The sequence below is a fragment of the Flavobacterium columnare genome, assembly GCF_014844295.1.
GTDB classification, from domain to species: Bacteria; Bacteroidota; Bacteroidia; order Flavobacteriales; family Flavobacteriaceae; genus Flavobacterium; species Flavobacterium columnare.
Genome location: NZ_CP054494.1, coordinates 1756430 through 1781858, shown reverse-complemented (window position 1 = coordinate 1781858; position 25429 = coordinate 1756430). Strand labels below are relative to the sequence as shown.

Sequence of the window (25429 nt, the reverse complement as noted above, 5' to 3'; positions counted from 1 at the left end):
ATTATTTATTTTCTTCTATTGATTCTATTCTAAAACCTAATTCGGTAACGCCATTTAAAACCTCAATTCCTTTCAATTTTCCATTTTCACGAACTGCTTGTTGAATGGTTACTTTATATTTCCCTGTTTTAGGAAATATATAATTTTCTTTGTACCACAATTTACTCTCTTTGACATCGGAAAAACCTTGCCCCATAAGACTTCCATCTGGGTTCGCCATTTGATATTCCAATGTATCAATATATATTTTTCCTTTAGGTTGTTCCAATTTTACGATTAAAAATAGATTACTAAACTCATAATCGTCATTGTTCCGTACATTAATAAACAAATTCAATGGTTTTTGAGAAGCATTTTGTTCAAATTCAAAACTGACCGCTTCTTTTTTAGGCCATCCGTTTTCAAAGGTTTTATATTGATCAAATACTTGTGATTTGTCACAAGATACCAATGTGATTCCTAAAAGGAAACCATACCAATTAGTTTTGATTATCTCTTTTATCATTTCTATTTTTTGACCTATTATTTTTGGGTCTTGGTCTATTATTTTTAGGCCTTTGCCCTTCTGTTTGACTATTTTTATTCAAATCTCCTTTAGGATGTATAACTTCTGACTTAGGTTTAATACCCCCTTCTGGTTTGGGTTTGATTCCTTCTGGTTTGGACTTATGCTTATTGTTCTCAAAACGAGGTTTTATCGTTTTTTCTATTTTATTTTCAATAGGTTTTTCAGCAGAAACAGTAGAAGTACTTATTTTCTTTTTTTTATTTTTATTTTTTTTCTTAGGCTGGTCAAAACGGGTTAGACTGTCTTGTCCCATGGCATTTTGAAATGTTTTTTCAACTGTTTCTTTTTCTTCCTCGTAGACAAAGTCTTCTAAAGTGGCTACTCTTTTTCCCTGCTTGTTTAAGTCTATAATTTCTTTTACTTCACTTACCTTAAGCATGTGCCAAATAGCCATGTTATCGGGATAAGCAAACCACATTAGTTCTTTGAATATATCAATTTTTTGGCAAGTGGCTTCTCCTCTATCCGTTTGTAATTTGGTTTCCATATCTGGAAAATCCTTTAAGGCATCCATATAGGTGTCTAACTCATAGTTTAAACAACATTTAAGTTTACCACACTGACCCGCTAATTTTTGGGGATTTAAAGAAAGTTGTTGATAACGTGCTGCTGAAGTATTTACACTTCTAAAATCTGTTAACCAAGTAGAACAACACAATTCACGTCCACAAGAGCCTACTCCCCCTAAACGAGCGGCTTCTTGACGGAAACCCACTTGTTTCATTTCTATTCGGATTTTAAATTCCGCTGCATAATCTTTAATTAATTGTCGAAAATCCACACGGTCGTTGGCCGTGTAATAAAACGTGGCTTTAGAACCATCACCTTGAAATTCGATATCAGAAATTTTCATTTCTAAATTTAAAGCAATGGCTAATTCGCGTGCTTTAACTTGAATACTTGCTTCTTTATTTCTAACTTCTTGCCATATATCAATATCCTTTTGTGAAGCTTTACGGTAAATTTTAGGTACTTCTCCTGCATAATCTACTCCCTTTTTCTTCATTTGTACTTTAACCAATTCTCCTGTTAAAGTAACTATTCCAACGTCATGCCCAGGATTGGCTTCTGTAGCTACTATATCACCAATAGATAGGCTTGTTTTTTCAGGGTTTCTAAAAAACTCTTTTCTACCATTTTTAAAACGAACTTCTACACAGTCAAAAGACTCTTGTCCACCAGGAAGAGCCATATTAGCTAACCAATCAAAAACGGTTAGTTTATTGCAACTGTCTGTGCCACAGGTGCCATTATTTTTACACCCCTTAGGCGCACCGCCCGTAGAGGTTGAACAACTTGTACATGCCATAATTTTGAGTATATATTGGTCATCTCATTTTAAAACGAGACTACTATTGCCAATTTAGTTTTGTGTGTAAATATACAATTTTTAAGCACCAAAATTCAAATGACATTTTTCAAAATAAAAAAACCTGTTGCATTTATAACGCAACAGGTTTATAGTAAGTATATTTATTATTTTTAAGTTTCTTTTACTGTAATGATATGTACTGGGCAAACTTTTTCTGCCAATTCACAATTTTCAACGATAGCGTGATCTGCGGTTTTTAATGTATGAAATCCTTTGGTTTCTACCGATTTTATCAATACTGATTTACCATCTTTTTTGGACATTTGGAATTGTGCTGGAGCAAACTCAACACAATAGTTACATCCGATACATTTATCACGTTGTAAAGTAACAATAACCATTAGGCTTCTACAATTTTATACATTTTGTCAGATAATCGGATTCTAAAAGGTACTTTTAGCGTACAGCTATCCCCTTTTGTTGCTTTTTCTGCTTGAATATCATTCACAAACATTTCTTCTAAAATTAATTCTTGTGCACCTGTGCTTGGTCCGGTAATTAAAATTTTGTCTCCTCTTTTTATGTCGTAGGCTTCAATTTTAAATTCTGCCACACCTGATTTAGGAAAATAATGCATTCCTTTACCTACGTACACTTTCTTTTGAGTCGCACTTGACCCTGGATTATCAGACCATTCTCCTAGTTTTTGTCCTAAATAATAACCACTCCAAAAACCTCTATTATAAACCGTGGCTAATGCTTCCATCCAAGTCACAACTTTCTCTTTTGAAAAGGTTCCTTCATAATGGGCATCAATTGCCTCTCGATAGGTACGTACTACAGTTGCAACATAATCTGCTGCTCTCCCACGACCTTCTAATTTAAGTACTTTAATACCCGAGTCTATAACTTGATCTAAGAAATCTAAAGTACATAAATCTTTAGGCGACATCATGTATTCATTATCTATTTCTATTTCAAATCCAGATTCTTGGTCAATAACTGTATATTTTTTTCGACAATTTTGTTTGCAAGCTCCACGATTTGCCGACGAATTGTGTGAATGTAAACTCAGATAGCATTTACCTGATACCGCCATACATAATGCACCGTGACCAAAGATTTCAATTTCTACCAAATTTCCACTAGGTCCTTTGATTTGCTCTTTTTCGATTTGTTCTGTGATTTTTTTTACTTGACGCAAACTCAACTCCCGAGAAAGAACTATGGTATCGGCAAACATAGCGTAAAACTTAACCGTTTCTATATTGGTTACATTTAACTGTGTAGAAATGTGCACTTCCATTCCTAAAGTTCTAGCCGTCATAATTACAGCTTGGTCAGAAGCAATTACGGCAGTTATTCCAGCATCTTTAGCTTTTGATACTAAGGTTTTTACAATGGATAAATCGTGATCGTAAATGATTGTATTAAGTGTAAGATAGGTTCTTACATTTTTTTCTTGACAACGACGCGCAATTTCCGGTAAATCTTCCAAAACAAAGTTTACTGTTGCTCGAGCGCGCATATTAAGTTGTTCTACGCCAAAATAAACGGAATCACATCCATTATCTAAAGCGGCTTGCAGGGATTCAAAATTCCCTGCTGGTGCCATTAATTCTATTTTTCCTGTCGAAGTCATTTAGTAATATTCAAAAAAAGCTTATTATATTTTACAGTAATAAAAGAGTAAGCATTTAAAAAAATTAGTTGGTTACTTTGTAAAGTTTATCGGATGCACGAATTTTAAAAGGCACAACAAAAGTTACTTTATCACCCGTTTGAGCCAACTGTCCTTCTTGACCATTAACGACTAATTTGTCTACTATCAAATGCTGTTCTCCCGTGGTAGGTCCTTGGATAATCACTTTATCCCCAGCTTTTAGTTCATGATTGGTCATGGTAAACTGTCCTACTTGTGATTTAGAATAGTAATGCTCTCCTTTTGCCACCATCACTTTTTTCACAGCTATTCGTTGACGTAAAGTTTTAGGTTTCGGCAGTTCTTCTGTGGCTTTTGCTAAACTAATGCCTTCTAAAACACCCGATTTTTTGAAGGTTAAACTATCCGACTTTCCTTTTCTGAAAATTTTATTGCCTACATTAATCCCTTTTCTACGTTTTACTTGTTCTTCTAACGATAAATGTGTGGTTTCTAAACATTCGGTGGAACAACAATACTCCATTTTTTCAGCACAGGCATCACATTGAATAAATAATAAATGACAACCGTCGTTAGCACAATTTGTATGATTGTCACACGGTTTTCCACATTGGTGGCATTGCGCAATAATATCGTCAGTAATTCTTTCTCCTAAACGGTGGTCAAATACGAAGTTTTTACCTATGAATTTACTTTCCAAGCCTTGCTCTTTGATTTGGCGGGCGTAGTTAATAATACCCCCTTCTAATTGGTACACATTTTTGAATCCTTGGTGCTTGAAATAAGCTGATGCTTTTTCGCAACGGATTCCCCCAGTACAATACATTACTAGGTTTTTATCTTCTTTAAATTCTTGTAATTGCTCATTAATAATAGGCAACGATTCACGGAAAGTTTCTACATCAGGCGTGATAGCTCCTTTGAAATGCCCTACTTCACTTTCGTAGTGATTTCTAAAATCTACCACTATCGTGTTAGGGTCGTCTAAAATCGCATTAAAAGCTGCAGCTTCTAAATGCACTCCTTTATTTGTTACATCAAAAGTAGCGTCATTTAATCCATCGGCAACGATTTTGTGACGTACTTTAACGGTTAATTTTAAAAAAGAATGGTCATCATGCTCCACAGCTACGTTGATACGGATGCCTTTCATGAAATCATAAGCTTCTAAGGTATCGCGGAAAGCTTCAAAATTTTCAGCTGGCACACTCATTTGTGCATTAATTCCTTCGGTCGCCACATATACGCGTCCCAAAGCCTCTAGTTTGTCCCAAGCTAAAAATAAATCGTTACGGAATTGTTTCGGGTCAGTGATGTGCGCATATTGATAGAAAGAAATGGTAAGACGTTGTTTCCCCGCTTGGTCAATCAACTCCGCTCTTTCTTCTGCGCTTAATGTGTTATACAGTTGCATGCTATAAACGTTAAGTGAGAAATGTTACAAAATGTTTTTGAATTCTAAATGGAAGAATTCGGGTGCAAATTTATTGATTTTTAGATGATTTCAAATTAAAATTCAAGATAATTAAACTAAACTTTGCTTACTCCACAACTCTGCATATTTACCTCCATTTTCTATAAGTTCAAAATGATTTCCTTTCTCTACTACTTGACCTTCATGCATTACTAGAATTGTCTTGTCCCAATACGGCTTTTTACAAGTCGTTCAATAAAATTTGGTTATCGTTAACGATGGCTTGGGTACTGGCTTTTTCCGTTTGTAAATTATCTTGTGCTATTTGTACTAAGGTATCTCCTTTTTTTACCAGTTTATTATTTTTAGTAAGCAACTTATAATCTTTCCACTCACTACTGTTTGCAAAGGTACTTTATCCTGCTGACTACGAATAATACCACGGCTCTGGCTGCTAATATCGACATAAATAAAAGGAAGTGCTCCTAGAACTACCAGTACTACTAGGTATAATGATTTACTTCGGGTAGCATTGCATGCTATAAGGTTTTTTTGAGTATGTATAGGGTCTTCTTGGCTAATCATATCTTAATTGATTTAAAAAGGAAATCTTCAATTTGATTAAACTGATTACTACTGAAATATTTTCCACCCCCATTTTTTAAAACAAATATCGCTTCACAATTTTTAACCAAGCTATCTAAAATATGAGATGATACTAATATTAGGGAATCTCCAGAAATTTTCTTTATGTAATTCCATAATATAAAATTGGCTTCAAGATCCAGCCCATTAAAAGGCTCATCTAATATATAATATTTATATGATTTTTGAAATAAAGCATTTAGAAACATTTTTTTTCTCATTCCTGTGGACAAATTTTTAATTTGTATATCCAATGGAATATCTTTAAATACCAATATTCGTTCATCTTCTAGATTTATATTCATCAATTTATCATAAAATCTATAAAATTCATTAACTGTCAAGTCTTCGTATAAGTATGTCTCGGTCGGACACCAGCAAGTATTCCTAAGATTCATTTTCTCGAATGAATTATTAAGTCCGCTGTAGGATTCAATACCTAAAATACACTTGAAAAGTGTGGTCTTACCTGTTCCATTCTTTCCTACAATTCCATAAATTCCATTTGAATTAATCACTAAATTAAGATTATCTATTATTTTGTTTACTCCAATTGTTTTTTCACTTATATGTATATCAAGTAACATTCTGAATCATTTTTATATTATATGTAGATTTTCTAACTAAAAAAGGTATAACAATAAACGATAGCCCCATCGAGTAAAAACTCGATAATAATATTAATACGAATATCATCTGTTGCATAAAAAGGTTTTCAAAATAGTTGTATTTCAGGTTAACACTAATAATTACCAAAAGAGGTACAATCAAGAAAACGATTATATTCATATAATTTATCTGCAAAATAAATGAGAATAAGATTAGTGGGAAAATGATTATTAATGTATTCATAAGAGATGATTTTAATTGTGTCATCAAATACGACTTCCCAATATTTTCACTTCTCATAATATCAAATTTATTTTCTCTACTAAAACTAGGCAAACAACACAAAATAGCTACACATAAGACTATGAAAATGAACATATTGTCATTTTTATTCTCTTTTACAATGTAAATCATAAAAAACAAAACTATTAATGGGATCTGTAGATAATACTTTCTATAGACTATAATCCAAAGAGGATCATAATTTACAAACGGATTAACTTTAAAAGTTAATTGCTTTATTCCTTTAATATAAAAACCAAAAGCTAAAATACTGATAAAAAAACACGCATTAAGAACGTCCTTTTTAATTATGAATAGAAACAATGCTGGGAAAATTTGAAGTAGATATTCTAACACAATTATTCTAATATATTTATCACTTTTTTTTAAAAGCGATAGATCCTTTCTATTAAAATGTATCAAAATTATTTCTAATGCGTAAAAATTGCTTATATACCCTATTGACTCATAATTCAGAGATATTAAATAAAATGAAAAGTAATATAATAATATCACAAACATCATAGATAGAAAATTACCTTTTCCTGTAAAACCTCTTAACCTGTTAAGATATATATACTTAATTATCAAAAACATATTTTTAAAAATATATTAAAGCGTAAGTCTATATATTTATCATAAATGACTTACGCTTTTTTTAAAGATTATCTAGCTTCTTGAGAAGATAGCAAAAGCACACCCAAAATTATTAAAGACCAGACCCCTCCTTCTGTATTTCTCTTTTCAGTTAGTGTTAATTCAATCAATCCTAAATTTTCTAAATTTGTTTTTTTATTAATTGCAGTCTTAGTTGTCGTCCAAAACAAATGCTAAGGCTGCTTTTTACAGTCTGTTGGTTCACTTCCTTTTTGGTAACAGACTTTTAAACCCAAAAAGTTTTTTTGTTTTTCATTTACTTAGGAGAAAAACCATCCAAAAGTAGTAACTACTTACTATTTTTATTTACTTGAAATTCTTGAATGTATAAAATTCAATGGCAATTTCAATAAAAAATACAATACTAATTTCAGTCATTTACTTGATGCAATACTCCAAAATAAGATTGACGATATATTGAATCAGTACTATTAAAAATCTTACCATTTGTCTCTTTTACTTATTAATTTAAGAAATTACCCTTTTTTCCCCTAAAAGACATCCCATTGTAGCTAAAAGCTATTTTTTTGAACCCAAAAGGTATTCATAGGGAGCTCAAAACGATTATTTAATACCTCTTAGCTATTCATCTGACGCTTACAACTAGTACCGAATTACTAAAAGCTTCGTTAAAGTTGCTTAAAAAGACTATAAATACGCTTTTTGCTTATTTTAGTTCGTTAAAGGCTCATATTTCCTTTACGTCGTTTGCTAAAACGCTGGCTTAAATCTTCATATACAGGTTTAGCCGTAGGAATTCCTTTAGCATACGCTTCTCTTACCTGACCGTAATACAGTAAGGCGTTATAAATAGCTTCGCTACCAGCTAACATAACGGTGTCGTTAAGGTCACGTGTTAACTGTTCTGCCATGTTTGCTAAAGGAGTTAGTTGTGTTACTACCGCTTCGTCTTTTAAAAATTCGGCTTGATCCATATAAGCAGGAGCAAATTCAGGATTAGTTTGCAAGTACGACTTTACTTTTTGTGCCGTAGCCACCGTCTTGTCACCCATTTTAAAAATTTCCATTCGCTCCGTTGCAGTGAGTCCTTGCAAAAAAGGTGCTAATAAAGTTTTGCATTCTTGTAATTTAGTTTGTACTTGGTCTAAAACACTTTGTGGTATTTCAAGACTGATTTGATTTTTAGTCCCCATAGTTTTTTGTTTGTTACTTGTTTATCCCCTACCCAATCGTCAAATAATGCTGAATTAAAGTTTTAAAGCTTTACTTGTTTTAATAACTTTGTTTCACAATTGCAGTGCAAAGTAAAGGGAGGTAAATGCGATGTACAAATCAATATACTCGGAATTCAGGAATTTAAGGTCTGGATTCAGGAAAACCAAATTCCTTCTACAAACATTCCATTGATAAACAATAGTTTAACATCTGAATTAATTAATCAAATTATTTTCTGAATTTTGGCCAAACATATAAAATGAAGCGTTTATTATCAATTATTTTCTTTCTTATACTATCAAATTATGGTACAACAAAGGCACAAAGCAAAGAAATCAATTTAGCCAAACTAAACTTGAATAAATTAAACGACCTTTACTATGATAATACTAGTAATGAAAAATTGCGTTCTAAAATTTTAAAGATTTATTATAATAAGGCTGTAAAAAGTGATAGTTCAATTTATGTGGCACAATATTATTATATGTTATTATATAACAAACCTGCTTCAGTGTCCATTAAATATTTTGATAGTGTAATCAAATATACTAAAGGTTCAAAAAGTAAATTTTTTCCATTTACAGGATATCGAGAAAAGGCCTTTAAATTGATACAGTTAGGCAGGTATAATGAAGCTATGGAAAATTTTAATCTGGCTGTAAAAGAAGTAAAAAATAAAGACCTGGATTTATATTATAGAAGTCGTTTAGATATAGCAACTTTTATTTCAGAACATTATGGTGATGTAATGGAGGCTTTGCCTATCTATAAAGAATGTTATAATTACAGTAAGAATCAGAAATATACGGGAAATAATTTTTCATACTTGCATACCAATGTTTTATTTTGCCTAGCTGACGCTTATAAAAGTCTTAAAAAGACTGATTCTTGTTCCTATTATAATAGAATAGGCTACAAATTAGCTCTAAAGACAAATGATGAGTATTATAAATACCTTTTTGTATTAAATGAAGGTTCAAATCAGATAAACAAAAAGAAATACAAAATTGCTTTAGATAGTATAAATAAATCATTACCCAAGTTTATCGAATTTAAAGACAGTACAAATGTTATTGCTGGCTATTATTATAGAGGCAAAGCTTACGAAAAATTAGGGCTGAAAAATTTAGCAGTAAAAAACTTTCAACTGGTAGATTCTGTCTACAGAAAAACTAAATCCATTTTTCCTGAATTTACAGATGGGTACACCTATCTAGTTAATTACTATAAAAGGAGTGGTGATAAAGAAAACCATTTAAAATATTTGACTCAATTAACCTCCATTGATAGTCTAATCAATAAGAAAAATCATTTATTAAATAAGGTAATCATCAAGAAATACCAAATACCTAATTTAATTGAGAAAAAAGACACCACCATTCAAAGTTTAAAAAGTAATTATATTATAGCAATCATAACTACTATCTTATCTATTTGTTTAGTATTAATTCTTTTTCTGAACAATAAAAAACAAAAAAAACTGTACAAGGAGCGTTTTCAAGAATTAATAAAGGAACTAGATAATAAAACAATTATAACTGAGCCAATTGCTCAGAATGAAAAAATTATAATTGAAGAAAAAGAAATTGGTATAAATGAAGAAAAACTAAACGATATTTTAGAAAAACTGACTGTCTTCGAAAACGAGAAAGGATTTTTAAAAATTAATTTGACCATTCAAAATGTAGCGGATGAATTTCAAACAAATACAAAATATGTTTCGAAAATCATTAATGAGTATAAACAAAAAACATTTATTCAATATATAAATGATTTGAGAATAGATTATGCTTTAAGAATTTTACAAAAAGATGATAAAATAAGAAGATTTACTATACTAGCCCTTGCTAATGAATTTGGCTTTAATACAGCAGAATCTTTTTCCAATGCTTTCTCAAAAAAAACTGGGATAAAACCCAGCTATTTTATTAAAGAATTAAATAGACCCCAAACATCTGTAAATTAATGATCGAAAAAAGAATTACACACGAGATTCAGGAATTTCGAGTGTAATTCTTTTAATTAAAATTTACAATAGATATTTTTGCACAAAATATTATTATAAGATATATGAAAATCCAAGCCTAAACTTTTAACTTATACATTTTGTGAAATAGTCTCTAAAATTAATTATTTTAAGGTAGCTTTATAAATATAATTTTACTTACTGATTAATAACAACTCATTTATCACGATTTCTGTTGTATTGCGTTTTTCACCATTTTTATCCTCCCAGTTTTTATACGTTATTTTTCCTTCTACCATTATTTCTTTGCCTTTTGTGACAAAGTTTTCAATAATTTCGGCAGTTTTACCCCAAGCCGTAATATAATGCCATTGTGTATCTGTTACTTTTTCTTTTTTTTCATTATAATACACTTCATTTGTTGCTAATGTTAATTTAGCTAATTTTTTTCCTCCTTCAAGGATTCTGATTTCAGGTTCTTGTCCTACGTGACCAATTAATTGTACTTTGTTTCTTAAGGCATTCATGGCGTTTAAAATTTAAATGTTATTATTTATCTAAAATCAATTGTCGTTTCATTTATCCGACAATGCAAATTTGAGTACTTATCTCATAATGATTCGGTTACTAATTATTTATTATCGGTTGTAATTATTTGTTGTCGTTTGAAAGTATTTTTTTGCTACCTTTATATTCAAAAACATACTTGTTTTTTACCCTTTGGAGAAATACTATTTATAAAGAATTGAAGTATGATGTGTATCGTTAGTACAAGTTTTATTCCATTTAAATACGTACTAAAAAAGTACCAATTACAAGATCATACACATATTGTGCGTTAGCATAAAAAATCAAAAAACTATGAAATATTACAATAAAGCACTTTTAGTAATTATAACTCTATTATTTATCCAAAAGGCACAAGCTCAAAAGATTTTAAAAGAAGACGATCGGAAAATGATAGTTAACCTGATTTATGGAATAAATAGTGAGATCTTAAAAGTTGAAGATTTTAAATTCAAAACAGCAATTTATAATTCAGAAGATTATTTTTCAAAACCATTTTCATTTGAGGAAGCAGATTCTTGCTATAAGTTGATGAATAAAACTGCAAAAATTAAAATTGAAAAAGACCGACTATACTTTATTGCCAACATACTTAATACTTTAAATGACGATAAACTACGTAGTTCATTAATTGAAATCAACAAGTCAAAAAATAAACTTTTTTATGGTAAAGATTCATTAGTAATCAAAAATGCACAAGGAGGAGGAAATAGAATTGAAAACGATATTTATCAAATTACTCGCAATTACCCTTTAAATAGTAACCAATCCGATAGCACAAAAATTCATGGTTCTTTGATCATGAAAATGGATTTTATAGTAGGTTACAATTCTATTAATTTAACAAAAAATGAGATCGGAAAAAAATTGACTATTGGAAAGGATTCTATTGAAATAATCAATATAGTTGATAACGTACTCGTATTAAAAGGAGACACAGATAATATTAATTTAATAAATTTTGTATCAAACAATACAGTTCCGAAACCCTTAACAATGGATGATAAAGGATATGATATAGAGAAATCATTTTCTTTCTCATCAGTAACAATGTTTAAATCTATTTATGAAAATATAGTCGTAAAAAAAATAAATTTGGAAGACTTTGACAAAATGATGACTATTGATAAATTAAACGAAATTCAAAAAGAAGAACAATACAAAATAATAAAAAATATAGCTAAAATTGGTGAAAAAATTATACTGTACAAACCTATTTATAAAACGTATTATTTAACAGTCAATTACAATAAAAATAAAAAATAATATTAAACTCACAAAATATTCGTGAAATTAGAGGTTGAAAGGGATACATAAATGATTGCAATCCTATAGAATTGTAGCGTAAAACTAACTCTTTTGATTTGATTTTTCCGTTCTTTATAAATACCTAAGTTAATAGATGAAAAGAGAGAGATCATAAGGTTTCTTTAAAAAAATAATAAAATTTTATTGATAAGATAATAGCAATAGATATGAAACAATGTTTAGAATGTGACGAAAAATTCGTAGGTCGCGAAGACAAAAAGTTTTGTAGTGATGCGTGTCGTAATGCTTATAACAATCGCATGAATAAAGATTGTACCAATCTGATGCGCAATATTAATAATAAACTTCGTAAAAATTATCGTATATTAACTGAACTCAATTCAGAAAGTAAAACTAAAACAAACCGAACAAAACTAATAAGCAAAGGGTTTGATTTTGAATATTTTACCTCAATATATACTACTAAAACAGGTAATATCTATTACTTTCTATACGATCAAGGATATAGAGCACTCGAAAATGATTTCTACATTTTAGTTAAAAAAGAATCTTAAAAAATGATTTATAAAGATAAAAAAATTTCAATCTTAGGCTGCGGTTGGCTAGGATTACCCTTAGCAAAAAAACTAATTTTAAAAGGAGAAACAATAAAAGGCTCAACAACTTCTTTAGATAAACTAAAGATTCTAGAAAAATTAAAAATTCAATCCTATTTAATTCAACTATCTGAAGATGGAATTACAGAAACCATTTCAGAATTTTTAGAAGAATCCGATATTTTAGTGATCAATATACCTCCTAAATTACGGAAGAATAGCAATGAAAATTTTGTTACAAAAATTAAGAATCTTATCCCTTATATTGAAACCTCTAGTATATCAAAAGTGCTTTTTATAAGTTCTATCTCTGTGTATGGAGATACGCCTGAAAGAATTATACTAACAGAAAAAAACATACCAATTCCATCCACAGAAGGTGGTCAACAATTAGTAGAAGTAGAACAAATGTTACAAAATAATACAAAATTCAAAACAACTATAATACGTTTTGGAGGATTAATAGGACAAGATAGACACCCTGTAAAACATTTAGCAGGAAAAGAAAACCTAGAAAATCCAGAAGCACCAATAAACCTAATTCATCAAACGGATTGTATAGGTATTATAGAAGCAGTATTAAACCATCATGATCATAATAAAGTATGGGGGAAAACATTAAATGCAGTAGCTCCTTTCCATCCTACACGAAAAAGTTACTATACAAAGAAAGCAATAGAAAACAATTTAGAAATACCAAAATTTATTGATTCAGATACAGAGGGAAAAATAATTGATTCTACCTTTTTAAGAAATGAATTGCAATACGAATTTAATATAGATCTTTATTAATGAAACTAATTCAAAAAATACAGTCCTTAGGATTGCCTATTCTAGCTCTTATGTGGGTTTGCTTTTTTTTTGGTACAACTTGGTTGGCTTCAAAACAAGGAGTAAAAGCAATGCCTGCTTTACAATTAGCTGCTATTCGACAATTTATAGCAGCCTTTTTTTATATAAGTTATTTCTGGTTTAAAAAGGCACCATGGCCCAAAGCTAAACAATGGCGAACTATTTTAATTCTAAGTATTTTAAATTTTGTATTAAGTAACGGACTCAGTACTTGGGGAGTAAAATATATTTCTAGTGGATTAGGAGCTGTAATTGGAGCCATTTTTCCATTATGGATCGTAATTATTAGTTTTTTTAATGGCGAGCGATTATCAAAACTAGCCATTGTTGGATTACTAGTAAGTTTTAGTGGTGTATGTATCGTGTTTTTTGATTATTTAGCTGATTTTATCAAACCCGATTTTCAATTCGGAATTTTTCTTTCTGTTTTAGCTACTATAACCTGGGCTGTAGGTAGTATGTATACTAAAAAGAAAGCTAAAAACTTCAACCCTTATTTTAGTATAGGACTACAAATGCTTATTTCTAGTATTTTACTTTTTGCATATACAGGAGCTACTGGAACTTCTATAGGTTTACTTCAAATTCCGTCGCAAGCATGGTGGTCCATTGCTTATTTAGTGGTATTTGGTTCTATTACTACTTTTATAGCCCTAATATATGTTTTGCAACACTTACCTACCGAAGTAAGCAGTATTTATGCTTACGTTAATCCTATAGTGGCTGTAATTTTAGGAGCCATTATTTTTAACGAACCACTTACTCTTACTTTAGGAATTGGAGTAGCCGTTGTTATCTTTGGTATTTATCTTATTAATAAAGGAATCAAAAAAGGATAGCAAACTAGTAATAAAAAACATTAGTTAATATAAATTATGAGAAAATTACCATTACAATTGTTTGTACTATTTTTAGGTATAGAAACAATTGCACAAGACAAAAGAAATGAAGTCCTGCCCAATGAAAACTTGATTACAGAAAATATTGCACCCATTTCTAAAGAATTACTACAAAAGGTAAAAAAATATGCAGAAACAAGGGGTGCTGGTCTATCAGCCGTACATCCTATAAAAGATGAAGTAATTGTTTTTACGCGCTTTGGATCAACAAATCAATTACATAAGGTAACACAGCCTTTGGGTACTCGTACCCAAATTACTTTTTTTGAAGAACCTATTGCCAACGCATCTTATGAACCAGTAAAAGGAGAATACCTAATCTATAGTCGTGACGCAGGAGGAAATGAATTTGGACAATTATATAAGTTAGACCTAAAAACAGGACAGTCCACCTTATTAACAGATGGAGGACGTTCTCAAAATGGAAACATAACTTGGAAAAAAGAGGGGTCTGGATTTTACTTTTCTTCAACTAAACGCAATGGGGCCGATCGTGACATTTATTATATAAACCCTAATGATCCTTCATCAACTCGATTAGTTTTAGAAGTAAAAGGAGGAGGTTGGAGTATTACGGATATTTCTGAAGATGGGAAAAAACTGCTCATTACAGAAGGTATTTCAGCTAACGAATCACATATTTGGATGCTAGACACCACTACAAGTAAACTAACAGAGATTACTAACAGAACAGATAAAGGCATTGTACAAACAAATGCTAACTTTTCAAAGAAAGCAGATGAAATTTGGTTTACAACGGATCGAGATAATGAATTTAAACGTTTGGCATTATTTAACTTTCAAACCAAAAAAATATCGTATTTAACCTCCTCTATTCCATGGGATGTAGAAAGCTATGATTTGAGTGAAGATAAAACAAAATTAGTTTTTACAACCAATGAAGGAGGAGTCCATAAATTGTATTTGATGGAAACGGCAACAAAACAATTTAAAGCAATTCCTAATATTCACAATGGCTTAATAGGAAGTATGCGATTTACTAAAGAGGGACAAAATATTTTCTTTTCACAATCTACAGCTGATTCTTCTTCGGATGTGTATAAATTAAATTTAAAAACCCAAAAAATTACACGTTGGACAGAGAGCGAACTGGGCGAAATGCAAAAAAAAGATATGTCTATTCCTAAACAAATTGAATGGAAAAGTTTTGACGGAATGAAAATTTCAGGTTTTTACTATCCTGCCTCTCAAAAATTTACAGGAAAAAGACCTGTTCTGATTAGTATTCATGGAGGACCTGAAGGACAGTCCTTAGCATCATTTTTAGGAGCTAATAATTATTATACAAATGAAATGGGAGTAGCCCTAATTTATCCTAATGTAAGAGGGTCTTCGGGATTTGGAAAAACCTATTTAGCTAAAGATAATGGTTTTCTAAGAGAGGATTCCGTTAAAGATATTGGTGCTTTATTAGACTGGATTGCGCAACAGCCCGATTTAGATCAGGATCGTATTATGATTATGGGAGGAAGCTACGGAGGCTATATGACTTTAGCAACAGCATTTCATTATACTGATAAAATTCGTTGTAGTGTAGATGTTGTAGGAATTTCTAATTTTAATACATTTCTAAAAAACACAGAAAACTATCGTCGTGATTTACGTCGTGTAGAATACGGAGATGAACGTGATCCTAAAATGTATGAGTTTTTAGATAAAATATCACCTTTGAATAATACAGATAAAATTAAAAAACCAATGTTTATCATCCAAGGAACAAATGATCCACGTGTACCTGTAACCGAAGCTACTCAAATGCGCGATAAGTTAAAAGCAAAAGGAAATGTAGTTTGGTATTTAGAAGCAAAAGATGAAGGACACGGATTCCGTAAAAAAGCAAATATTGATTTTCAACGTTTAGCAGTTATACGATACATGGAAGAATATTTGCTAAAATAGTATTGCTTAAAAAAAATAAAGGTGTTCAAAAAGGCGGCAATCTTGTTATTTAATTTGGTTTAGTAACTTCGTTCCAGTCAACCAAAGTCAAAGCCAATGAAATCAATAGTTAGGTAAGTTACATATATTGATTGTAATACCCTTCTTGTCGGGGTACTGATAAACTAACTGTTGATTTCTTTGCTTTTTAGAACACCTTCTTCTTTTTTATTATTGAATAAATAAAGCCTTTAATTCTGTGGCTTCATCTGGTTTCATTTTTCCAGCTAATACAAGACTTAATTGTTTTCTTCTTAAAGCAGCATCATACCTTGATTTTTCCTCCTCTGTTTGAGGTATTATTTGAGGAACTTCAACAGGTCTTCCCGTTTCGTCTACCGCTACAAATGTATAAATAGCTTCGTTAGCTTTGGTGCGATTCCCCGATTCACGATCTTCAATCCATACATCTAAAAAGATTTCCATAGAAGAATTAAAAGCTCTAGATACTTTTGCTTCAATAGTTACGACACTTCCTAAAGGAATGGATCTATTAAAAGCAACGTGATTTACGGAAGCAGTAACTGTAATTCGTCTGGAATGTCTTCTAGCGGCTATACTTGCTGCACGATCCATTCTAGCTAAAAGTTCACCTCCAAATAAATTATTTAGCGGATTGGTTTCACCAGGTAAAACTAAGTCGGTAATAACAGTTAAAGATTCAGATGGATATTTAGGTTGCATAATTTAAATTTTTTACAAAGATATAATGTTTTTCTTGTATAAAAATTTAAAAAGCCTTCTGTATAGAAGGCTTTTTTGTGAATTATAAATTTTTTATTAATAACCAAGCTTCTGGATTATCCTTTTCCTGAATTGTTGTTAGTTGATGTTGTGCATCTGTATAAGTAGCATAGCTGCCATAAAAAACAGGGAATAAACCTTGTTCGTTTTGATCCATAATTTTAGCATCAGAAAAACCTTTAGCCTTTAATTCATTTACTGTACGCTCAGCATTGGATAAACTTCTAAAAGAACCAGCAACTAGATGAAATGCCAATGTTTTCTTTTCTGAACTAAGATGAACAGGGTTTTCTATAAAAAATGTAGCTTCTTGCAATTTAGTTTCTACTTCTTTTTGAACTTCTTTTTGAACCGTTAACGATTTTGATTGCTCTTCCTGTTCAAGGTAACTTAAATACCCAAAAGTTCCAGATCCTACACCTACCGCTAATATGGCTGTATATTTAAGAAAGTTTCTAAATGGATTTTTCTTTTGAGGAAGTTTAAGGATAGGTTCCTCTTTTTCTTCTTCCTCTAATATTTTAATAGTCTCCTGAGGAACGATTGTTTTTAAAACTTCTCGTTTAATGGTAGGAGATACTAACGAAGTAAGCCCAAACGATGAGGTTAAATAATTAGTATGTTCAAAAGCTTCAAATACAATATGATTTTCAATATTATATTTTAAAATACCAATATTTTTTAAAATAATAAATTCACGTTTCTGTAGTTTTTGTTCCCATTCTTTTACTAAGGAATCCAATTTTGTTACAGCTAGTGTATAGCTTACCCCTTCCTGTAATGCTATATGATTAGCTAATAAACCATCATTATTCTTTATATAACTATTAAATGAAACTACTTTTTTAGGAGGAAAAAAAGTAGTTGTGTTTTCCTGTACGGTAGTTGTTATCGTTTCTGTTAGAAAAGCACCTAGATTGGGGACAATTACACATTGATAACGATAAAGTAATTCGGAAATATATTGTTCAATATTCATCTGTTTTTAATAATCTTTTAAAGTAATCTTACTAACTATAAGAGTGCCATTTTGTTTAAATAGACTGACTCATAATAGGTAAAATTGAAACTACCTCTGATTTATAGAGAACAAAATTAAAAATTACAAGTCAAATTAAAAATTTTATTAACAAATGTTATCAACAATTAAAAAAATAGGTAACTTGTAGTATTATTATTTATACGCCATGTTACATACTGATTTATTTTATGCCTTAGCTCTTTTGAATACAGAAGGAGTAGGAGATGTTATTGCTAAAAGATTGATCTTGAATTGCGGATCAGCAGAAGAAGTATTTAAAACCAACCCCAGACATTTAGCGAAAATTGATGGAGTAGGAGGTTTTTTGATACAGAACTTAAAAAAAACAAATTCATTTACCGAAGCAGAAAAAGAATTATCTTTTTTACTAAAAGAATCCATTAACGTATGGTATTTTCAAGATTCTTTATATCCTACGAGATTAAAAGAATGTTATGATGCCCCTATTTTATTATTTACCACAGGAAACATTCATTTAGAAAACCCAAAAATCATTAGCATTGTTGGTACACGACAAGTAACACGACAAGGTATAGATTTTTGCGAAAATCTTATTCAAGATTTAGCACCTCTTAACCCTGTTATTATAAGCGGATTTGCTTATGGAGTAGATATAGTAGCACACCAATGTGCTATGGAATACGGATTACAGACTATAGGTGTTTTAGCACACGGTTTGAACCAAATTTATCCCAAAAGCCACAAAAAATATATGCGGAAAATGGAAGAAAATGGGGGATTTATAACAGAGTTTTGGAGTACTTCTAATCCTGATAGAGAAAACTTCGTAAGACGCAATCGAATAGTAGCAGGTATTTCAGAAGCTACCATTGTAATTGAGAGTGCAGAACAAGGAGGTTCTCTATTAACTGCCCAGATGGCTAATAATTATCATCGTGATGTTTTTGCTGTACCAGGAAGAGTAACCGATAAATATAGTAAAGGATGTAATAATTTGATAAAAACAAACAATGCACAATTATTAACAAATGCCACAGATTTAATTTACCATCTGAACTGGGATTTAAAAAAATCAATAAAATCTATACAAAAACAACTGTTTGTTTCTCTCGAAACAGAAGAACAAATCGTATATGATTTTTTAAAAACTAAAGGCAAAGAACATCTAGACTGCATTGCACTCCAATGTGAGCTGCCCGTTTATAAGCTGTCTTCTATACTCCTAAATATGGAATTAAAAGGCGTGATTAGACCTTTACCTGGAAAATATTTTGAGATTGTTTAAGTATTTTTAGGGTAATATCCCATAAAATCTGTAAGTTAGAAAATTAAGACTTGGATTTTTAACTTACAGATTTCGTGGGACAGTGTCAATAATCTATTGTATGTTCAGTACTCATACTTACAATAGCAGTATTCTCTTTTACTGTAATATGATATATTTTCTGCTTTTTTGATAATTCACATTTATTGCGGTAGTAATTGAATAACTTCCTTCAATTAGAAAGGAAAATTCTCGATCTGTTTTTTTTTATTTTAAAACAACTTTAACAAACGGTTGAGTATATAATTCCTTCTTTATAGTTATTCTTAGTTGTAAAAAGGACTTTTTATAATCTCCTTGTTTATTTGTATTTTGAGTATTTGCTGAAACTGATTCAGTTTTAGTAGTATCATTTTTACACGAAAAAATGATAAATAAAATTATTAAAAGACTAATAGATTTTTTTTTCATAATTTGATATTGATTGTAGATATTCCTATTTTTTTAAATAAAAAAAGCCTCAGTATAATAACTGTGGCTTTGGATGTTATCGTCATAATGAGAAATCTTTGTTAGATGATAAAATTAATCTACAATAATTTTTGATTTATGTACATAGCCTTTTTTTCCATCCTGAGTGATAACAAACCACCAATCACCATTTTTTTTAATAATTTCTATTTCAGAACCTGTTTTGACAGTCCCAAGTATTTCTGATGAAGAATTTTTATCTTTTCTAATGTTAGTAAATCCATCTTTGTCCTCTATATATCCTCTTTCTGTATATTCAGATTCAGCGGGATTTTCTATATCAGAATATTTTTCCAGTTTTTGGAAACGATAATAATTTGTATTCTTAAAAGTAATTTTTAGTGCCTTGTCTTCTTTGTAGAATTCTTGTAGAAGTTGATAACCTCTATTGTCATTAAGGTCATTGAGATCATCATTACTCAATTGAATTTCTAATAAATAAGCCAGTGTTTCAAATTTTAATTTAGAATCTATCTGTTTATCATTTTTATTTCTATCAGAAAAAAGAAAACGAGTTAAATCATAAGTAAAGCTTGGATTAATCTTTACTAAGTTTTGTAGCATTTTTTTTCTTATTCTTTCTTTGTCAATTCGATTAAACCATAAAAATGATTTTAGATAATAATTAGGAAATTCATCTGCTCTTGAAAGATTCTTTAAGGCAGTAGTAGTTAAATTATCATCTTTTTCATAGTTGAATAAAATAACTAAATCATTTTTTAAATCATTATTACTATTTGATAGATTAGTGATTGCATTTTTGTCATTCAAAAATAAAATTTTATTTAGTGTAAGCATATTTTGAAAAAAAGCATTCTTTTCAGTTTTAATACTTTCTTTTAAATTATCTAAATCAGGTAGTATGTCTGCTCCTTCTTTTATGTATTTTCCTTCAGTTGATAAGACATAATCTGAATCTTCGTCGAAAAATTTTATTTGTGTATATCCAGTTTCAGATACTTGGCTATTATCTATTCCTAAATTATAGTTTGTTATAGCACTAAAATCGTAATCACTTTTTAATCCATTGTTGTTAAAATATTCTTTGAAAATCTTTATTTCTTTTTCCGAATCTGTTTTCTTTATGTCTTCTTTGCACGAAAATATAAAGAAACCTAATGAAGTAATTATTATTTTTCTCATTTACTTTTTTTTAGTTTGTCGAGTAACATACAACAAAAAAATGTATTATGCCTATCATAATTAAACAAATTATTTTTTACATTTTTCAGATATTGTTTCTGAATTGTAATCTTCAAAAAGAATCCTTCCAAAGTTTTTTTCTGAAAAATTATACGTTTTTTCATCCTCATCGCCTGAGCTTCTCACCGTTTCAATTTTGGAATATTTATGTAAGATTATTTTATTATTTATTTTAGAATATTTAAAAGTTGTATACTCCTGTAAAATACCAGAACCAGAACCGTTGACTTGTTCTACAGTAAAATAGTTGTCTTTTATCTTAATGTCATTGAATCCTGCGGCAACATTATCTCTATAATATTTTTGAATAATGTTTTTATTATGGAATAAATCATCATTAATAACAACACATACCATAAATTCTTTATAATCATCAACATCTGATTTTTTTGAAAAAGCAGTTGAAAACACAATTATTTTGTCATTAATATTATCTTGATTTAAATCGCATTTTTTTTCTAAAATATTTTTGAAACCTTTTTTTTCAAGGTTTTTAATGAAGTTTAAATTATCAGTTACTGATTTATCTTCCTCTTTGAGTTTAATTCTACTTTTATGTACATACCCTTGTTTCTTGTTTTTATTTTGTATTTTCCACCAGTTGTCAATACTTTCAATCACTGTGATTTCTTCACCTGATTGTAATTTGTCTATTATTTTTGAATTCGAATTTTTTTCTGCTCTTAAATTCGTGTAACCATCTTTGTCAAAAATTTGATATTTACTCTGTCTATTTTTAGAAATATTTTCGGGGTCTTGATTTTTTTCTATTTTCATTTTTCCAAAAATCATTTTTGACTTATTCTTCATTTCTTTTTCAAGAACAGTATTTAATTCATTTGGATAATCTAGATTTTCACTGTCAAAGTAAAATCTCCAAAAAGAGGATATATCTTTTTCATTTAGACTACTTAATAAGTTGACAAAATCTTTGTTAGTTTTAATGATACTATGTAGTTTAGTTTGAAAATAACCAACCGCATCAGCTTCCCATTTTCCATTTATTGATATTTTAATGATTTTATTTTGATAAATCTTGTATTTTGGTTTAATTACTAAAGTAAAGAAATAGTCAATATACTCATTTGCATTATTATAAAGTAAATTTGGTTTTTCTAATTTATCGTTCCAACCAAAAATTGATTTGAATTTATTGAAACTATCAGGGAAATTATCTAAAAACAATTTTTCATTTTTAGATATAAATGTCTTTTCTAACTCTTTAGCGCTATTTTGAGCATAATTGTTATGCGAAATTAGCAACAATAAAAAAATAATTAATCTATTCATAATTTGCTGTTATAATAATTTTAGCTTTTTCTACTCCTTTTTCTTTTACGTAGGCATTTATTTCTGCTAATTTTGCTTTACTGCCACCCACATAATCTTTTGACTTTGTTGATCCAGCCAAAAGACAGCCTTCTGTTTCCGAAGCGTTATTTCCTGAATGTATTAAAATAGCTCTTGATTCAGAGACTACGTCATTATATAATTTTAAAACACCTTTTTGTTTGGTGCCGTAATGCCATTTAAGATTGTAAGTTCCTACTGGAATTCTCTGTTCTTTTCCTGATTGTGTAGTGTCAGGTCCTTTTTCTTCTAAAATATATCCTTTTATATCTGTACCATCAATTGTAAACTCGCCAATAGTTGAAACATCTGTTTGCCATCTTCTTACTAATCGTATTATTGTTTCTTCGTTTGAGGTAACTTCTTCTGTTTTTGTAAGGTTACATTTATTTACCTGAAAGGTAATTGAAGTTGAAGTTGTAAATACATTCTGCTTTAAATTGTGATTTCCATCAACATCTTTACCTACTTTTATACAAACAGGTTTTGTGTCAGATTTACCATTAACAATGGTATCAATTTTTTTCCATTTCCAAAATGCCATCGAGGATAAAACAGCTATTGAAACATCACTTATTACCAAATCTGGATTTGTAATAATGTCAGCACCTTCTTTTTGGGTATAAGTATTGGCATAGGCATATGCTTTTCTACCTGTAAGTTGCAATAGTCCTTTACCTCTAAAATTCCAGCCATCATTTTCTTGTGTATTCCCTAACTCTTTACCTTTTTTAAATTTATAACTATATGCCCAATTGGCTATTTTTTTTGATTTTCTTTACTGACATCTACACATTTTGGATCAGTTCTATCCATAATTACTCTACCCCATTGCTTAGCATTTATTTTTCCTTCAGGTGTTTTAAAGGCACTAAATTCAGAAATTAGCTTTTCCCAATACCAATTAAAATTTTCTCCATTCTTTACATGTAAACCAGCTCCAGATTCTATACGTGCTTGAGCAAAGAAATGAGCTTTGTTCCAGCAAGTGTTCATACCAAGCTCTTTCATATACTTATTATAGGTTGCTGCTACTTTAGTCAAGGTTATTTGATCCGCTTGTGAAAATATTTGTCTAAGTTCAGCTATCGTTATTTCTTTATTACAATTAGGACATTTACCTACTGCTTTCTTTTCCTCTTTTTTCTCCACCTTTGTTTTTCCTATAACAGCGGGGCTTTTTCCTTCGGGGATTTCAATGGTGTGGGGTTTGTCTCTTTGAGCGGTTCCTTGGGTTTCTGCCCAATCCCATATTTCGTCTATGGTTTCTGAAATGCTTCTAAATACTCCTTTCTCTTCTTTTTTACTCCTTGGTTTGTGCTCTGCCGGAGAACCTTTGGCTTTTTTAATTGCCGTGGGTTGTGATGGTTTTTTATTTCTACGTTTGAGGTTGTGTGTTTTTTGGTTTTGTAATATTCTACTGTTACATAAAATTCTAGTTCTCGTATGTCTGTCTCGCCTTCCATGGCTTTTTTCATTAGTGCTTTGGTTAGCATAAAGTCTACTTCTGCATCTCCGTATAGGTCTACTTTTGCTTTTTTGGTATCAATGAGTTGGTTGGTTGTATTGTGTCCGCTGCCTTTTGCATCGTCTTCCCATAAGGTAAATAGGACTTCTTTGTTAAACATATTTATGCAATGGGCTTTGGCTCGTAGTTTTTCTGTAAAACTAAAAACGCTGCCTTTGCTATCGTCTACGTAGTTTAGGTCTACTTTGCAGATTTTCGGGATTTTGCTGGCTTTGGGGGTTATGATTAATCCGCCTCCTTCGGGTTGGTATAAATATCCTTCCAATCGGTAGGTCTCTCCTACTGAGGATTCGCCAAAGGTAAAACTGCTGTCTCCTTTTTTCTTAATATGGGTGGTGGTAAATCTACCATCGCTTCTTTTTTTGAATAGTTCCCAGGTAACCTTTGCTTGTTCTCTTTCGGATATCGGGGTATTAGGGTACCATTCGGATATGTGATAGGTGTATTTTTCGCCTACTGTGGGCGAGGTTACTCCTGATATTGCGGATATGCCTTTTTTCATTATAAATCTGTGTTTTTATTACCAAGCTTCGTTGTTTTTACTGCTGATTTCTTCTTGAAATTCTTCAAAATTCATAATGGGGTTGTATAAATGTTGTTCTCGTGGATTGGCTTTTTTTACTTGGCTTTTACTGCTTTGACTTTGTTGTCCGTGTTTTAAAATCGTTATTTTACCTCCTGTACTGCACATTAATTCGGATATTTCGGTAACGCATTTTTTGTCTAAAATTTTTACTTTGTCGTAGGTTTTACTCCATTTTCCGGCTGCTACTTCTGCCTCTAATAAGTCTTCTAAAGCGCAATATAGGTTGTGAAATGCTCGAAGATGGGCTCCGTCTTTTATAGCAAATTTTTCAGCTAAGGAGTTTAGGGTGTCTCCTTTTTGTACTACCTGTACAGACCAACTGATGTTCATAAGTTTAAAAACAGAATATAACAACATTTGTTTTTTTTCTATTAGCAAATTTAAAAATTTCGCATTAAATAATATATTTTAATTATTTAACTAAATGTAATTTGTTTTTTATTTTTTTTTATTTACACATGTGTTTTTTTTGTGCATTTTTTTAAAAACACACAATATATAATAAACTAAAGATATTTTTACGTGAAGCTAGGATTCAATAAATAATGTTTTCTGATATGAGATCTTATCTTTTTTAGTGTGTTTAGATTCCTTTTTTAATAAATTTTGGATAGATTTTTATGTAGCATCAAAACATTATCATCTATAGCACAGTGAAAGATATTTAATATTTTGTGATTTTTAAATATTAGATATTAAATTTTTTAAAAAAAAATTGTTTTATAACTTATATTTTTTTTCTTTGTAAGAAATTACATCCATTATTATGATTTTTTTAACAGATAT

24 protein-coding genes are annotated in these 25429 nt (G+C 30.2%); 7 read left to right on the top strand and 17 right to left on the bottom strand.

All coding sequences use genetic code 11. The features are described from left to right. Window position 1: 1 nt before the first annotated feature. From HUE53_RS07705 to HUE53_RS07670, 8 genes are all read right to left on the bottom strand, one after another. On the bottom strand, window positions 2-505 hold the full coding sequence (locus tag HUE53_RS07705; protein ID WP_014165783.1) for a gliding motility lipoprotein GldH: 504 nt from the start codon (window positions 503-505) through the stop codon (window positions 2-4). Next, window positions 480-1877: a PSP1 domain-containing protein gene (locus tag HUE53_RS07700; protein ID WP_014165784.1), complete on the bottom strand. Its 1398-nt coding sequence runs from the start codon at window positions 1875-1877 to the stop codon at window positions 480-482. Before HUE53_RS07700 ends, HUE53_RS07705 begins: the two co-directional genes overlap by 26 nt. A 173-nt stretch (window positions 1878-2050) precedes the next feature. Beyond that, on the bottom strand, window positions 2051-2281 hold the full coding sequence (locus tag HUE53_RS07695; protein WP_014165785.1) for a ferredoxin: 231 nt from the start codon (window positions 2279-2281) through the stop codon (window positions 2051-2053). Beyond that, the gene (locus HUE53_RS07690; protein ID WP_014165786.1) at window positions 2281-3522 is read right to left on the bottom strand and encodes a peptidase U32 family protein; all 1242 of its coding nucleotides are present in this window, start codon (window positions 3520-3522) and stop codon (window positions 2281-2283) included. The genes HUE53_RS07695 and HUE53_RS07690 overlap by 1 nt, the downstream gene beginning before the upstream one ends. 64 nt (window positions 3523-3586) lie before the next feature. After that, complete coding sequence (trhO, locus tag HUE53_RS07685) at window positions 3587-4957, bottom strand: oxygen-dependent tRNA uridine(34) hydroxylase TrhO (RefSeq protein WP_097609291.1); 1371 nt, start codon at window positions 4955-4957, stop codon at window positions 3587-3589. A 241-nt stretch (window positions 4958-5198) separates the two neighbouring features. Continuing rightward, window positions 5199-5333 (bottom strand): biotin/lipoyl-binding protein, encoded by a 135-nt coding sequence (locus tag HUE53_RS07680; RefSeq protein WP_077225544.1) that lies wholly within the window; start codon window positions 5331-5333, stop codon window positions 5199-5201. 205 nt (window positions 5334-5538) lie between these two features. Further along, a complete protein-coding gene (locus tag HUE53_RS07675) occupies window positions 5539-6189 on the bottom strand; it encodes an ATP-binding cassette domain-containing protein (RefSeq protein WP_065213888.1) in 651 nt (216 codons plus the stop codon). 1641 nt (window positions 6190-7830) lie between these two features. Further along, window positions 7831-8304 (bottom strand): hypothetical protein, encoded by a 474-nt coding sequence (locus tag HUE53_RS07670; RefSeq protein ID WP_065213890.1) that lies wholly within the window; start codon window positions 8302-8304, stop codon window positions 7831-7833. 281 nt (window positions 8305-8585) lie between these two features. Between HUE53_RS07670 and HUE53_RS07665 the strand changes: the two genes are divergently transcribed. Then, entirely contained in the window at window positions 8586-10292 is a 1707-nt protein-coding gene (locus HUE53_RS07665; protein ID WP_192188400.1) for a helix-turn-helix domain-containing protein, read from the top strand. Between the two features lie 194 nt (window positions 10293-10486). Here the strand turns inward: HUE53_RS07665 and HUE53_RS07660 are convergent, their stop codons facing one another. Further along, window positions 10487-10819: a single-stranded DNA-binding protein gene (locus tag HUE53_RS07660; protein WP_014165794.1), complete on the bottom strand. Its 333-nt coding sequence runs from the start codon at window positions 10817-10819 to the stop codon at window positions 10487-10489. 334 nt (window positions 10820-11153) lie between these two features. Between HUE53_RS07660 and HUE53_RS07655 the strand changes: the two genes are divergently transcribed. The 5 genes from HUE53_RS07655 (at window position 11154) to HUE53_RS07635 (ending at window position 16395) form a co-directional block, all read left to right on the top strand. Beyond that, window positions 11154-12125, top strand: a complete 972-nt coding sequence (locus HUE53_RS07655) for a hypothetical protein (protein ID WP_014165795.1) — start codon at window positions 11154-11156, stop codon at window positions 12123-12125. Between the two features lie 209 nt (window positions 12126-12334). Beyond that, window positions 12335-12682 (top strand): hypothetical protein, encoded by a 348-nt coding sequence (locus HUE53_RS07650; protein ID WP_014165796.1) that lies wholly within the window; start codon window positions 12335-12337, stop codon window positions 12680-12682. 3 nt (window positions 12683-12685) lie between these two features. Further along, window positions 12686-13516: a Rossmann-fold NAD(P)-binding domain-containing protein gene (locus HUE53_RS07645; protein ID WP_065213892.1), complete on the top strand. Its 831-nt coding sequence runs from the start codon at window positions 12686-12688 to the stop codon at window positions 13514-13516. Further along, window positions 13516-14415, top strand: coding sequence for a DMT family transporter (locus HUE53_RS07640; RefSeq protein ID WP_014165798.1), 900 nt, complete (start codon window positions 13516-13518; stop codon window positions 14413-14415). Before HUE53_RS07645 ends, HUE53_RS07640 begins: the two co-directional genes overlap by 1 nt. Window positions 14416-14451: 36 nt before the next feature. Continuing rightward, window positions 14452-16395, top strand: coding sequence for a S9 family peptidase (locus HUE53_RS07635; protein WP_081279033.1), 1944 nt, complete (start codon window positions 14452-14454; stop codon window positions 16393-16395). Window positions 16396-16605: 210 nt separating this feature from the next. Here the strand turns inward: HUE53_RS07635 and HUE53_RS07630 are convergent, their stop codons facing one another. Together HUE53_RS07630 and HUE53_RS07625 are read right to left on the bottom strand one after the other, a co-directional pair. Next, entirely contained in the window at window positions 16606-17118 is a 513-nt protein-coding gene (locus HUE53_RS07630) for an acyl-CoA thioesterase (RefSeq protein ID WP_014165800.1), read from the bottom strand. A gap of 82 nt (window positions 17119-17200) precedes the next feature. Then, entirely contained in the window at window positions 17201-18157 is a 957-nt protein-coding gene (locus tag HUE53_RS07625; RefSeq protein ID WP_014165801.1) for an HU domain-containing protein, read from the bottom strand. 208 nt (window positions 18158-18365) lie between these two features. Here HUE53_RS07625 and dprA point away from each other — a divergent pair, with 208 nt between their 5' ends. Then, window positions 18366-19466, top strand: coding sequence for a DNA-processing protein DprA (dprA, locus tag HUE53_RS07620; protein WP_014165802.1), 1101 nt, complete (start codon window positions 18366-18368; stop codon window positions 19464-19466). Window positions 19467-20030: 564 nt separating this feature from the next. Here dprA and HUE53_RS07615 read toward each other — a convergent pair. The 6 genes from HUE53_RS07615 to HUE53_RS07590 form a co-directional block, all read right to left on the bottom strand. After that, window positions 20031-21119, bottom strand: coding sequence for an SH3 domain-containing protein (locus tag HUE53_RS07615; protein WP_192188399.1), 1089 nt, complete (start codon window positions 21117-21119; stop codon window positions 20031-20033). 69 nt (window positions 21120-21188) lie between these two features. After that, window positions 21189-22469: an SH3 domain-containing protein gene (locus tag HUE53_RS07610; RefSeq protein WP_014165805.1), complete on the bottom strand. Its 1281-nt coding sequence runs from the start codon at window positions 22467-22469 to the stop codon at window positions 21189-21191. Continuing rightward, complete coding sequence (locus tag HUE53_RS07605; RefSeq protein WP_050855779.1) at window positions 22462-23196, bottom strand: DUF5675 family protein; 735 nt, start codon at window positions 23194-23196, stop codon at window positions 22462-22464. The genes HUE53_RS07610 and HUE53_RS07605 overlap by 8 nt, the downstream gene beginning before the upstream one ends. A 92-nt stretch (window positions 23197-23288) precedes the next feature. Next, window positions 23289-23681, bottom strand: coding sequence for a hypothetical protein (locus HUE53_RS07600; RefSeq protein WP_041253235.1), 393 nt, complete (start codon window positions 23679-23681; stop codon window positions 23289-23291). Window positions 23682-23788: 107 nt separating this feature from the next. Beyond that, window positions 23789-24559, bottom strand: a complete 771-nt coding sequence (locus HUE53_RS07595) for a hypothetical protein (protein ID WP_065213896.1) — start codon at window positions 24557-24559, stop codon at window positions 23789-23791. Between the two features lie 18 nt (window positions 24560-24577). Continuing rightward, a complete protein-coding gene (locus tag HUE53_RS07590; protein ID WP_014165807.1) occupies window positions 24578-24973 on the bottom strand; it encodes a PAAR-like protein in 396 nt (131 codons plus the stop codon). Between the last annotated feature and the right edge of the window lie 456 nt (window positions 24974-25429).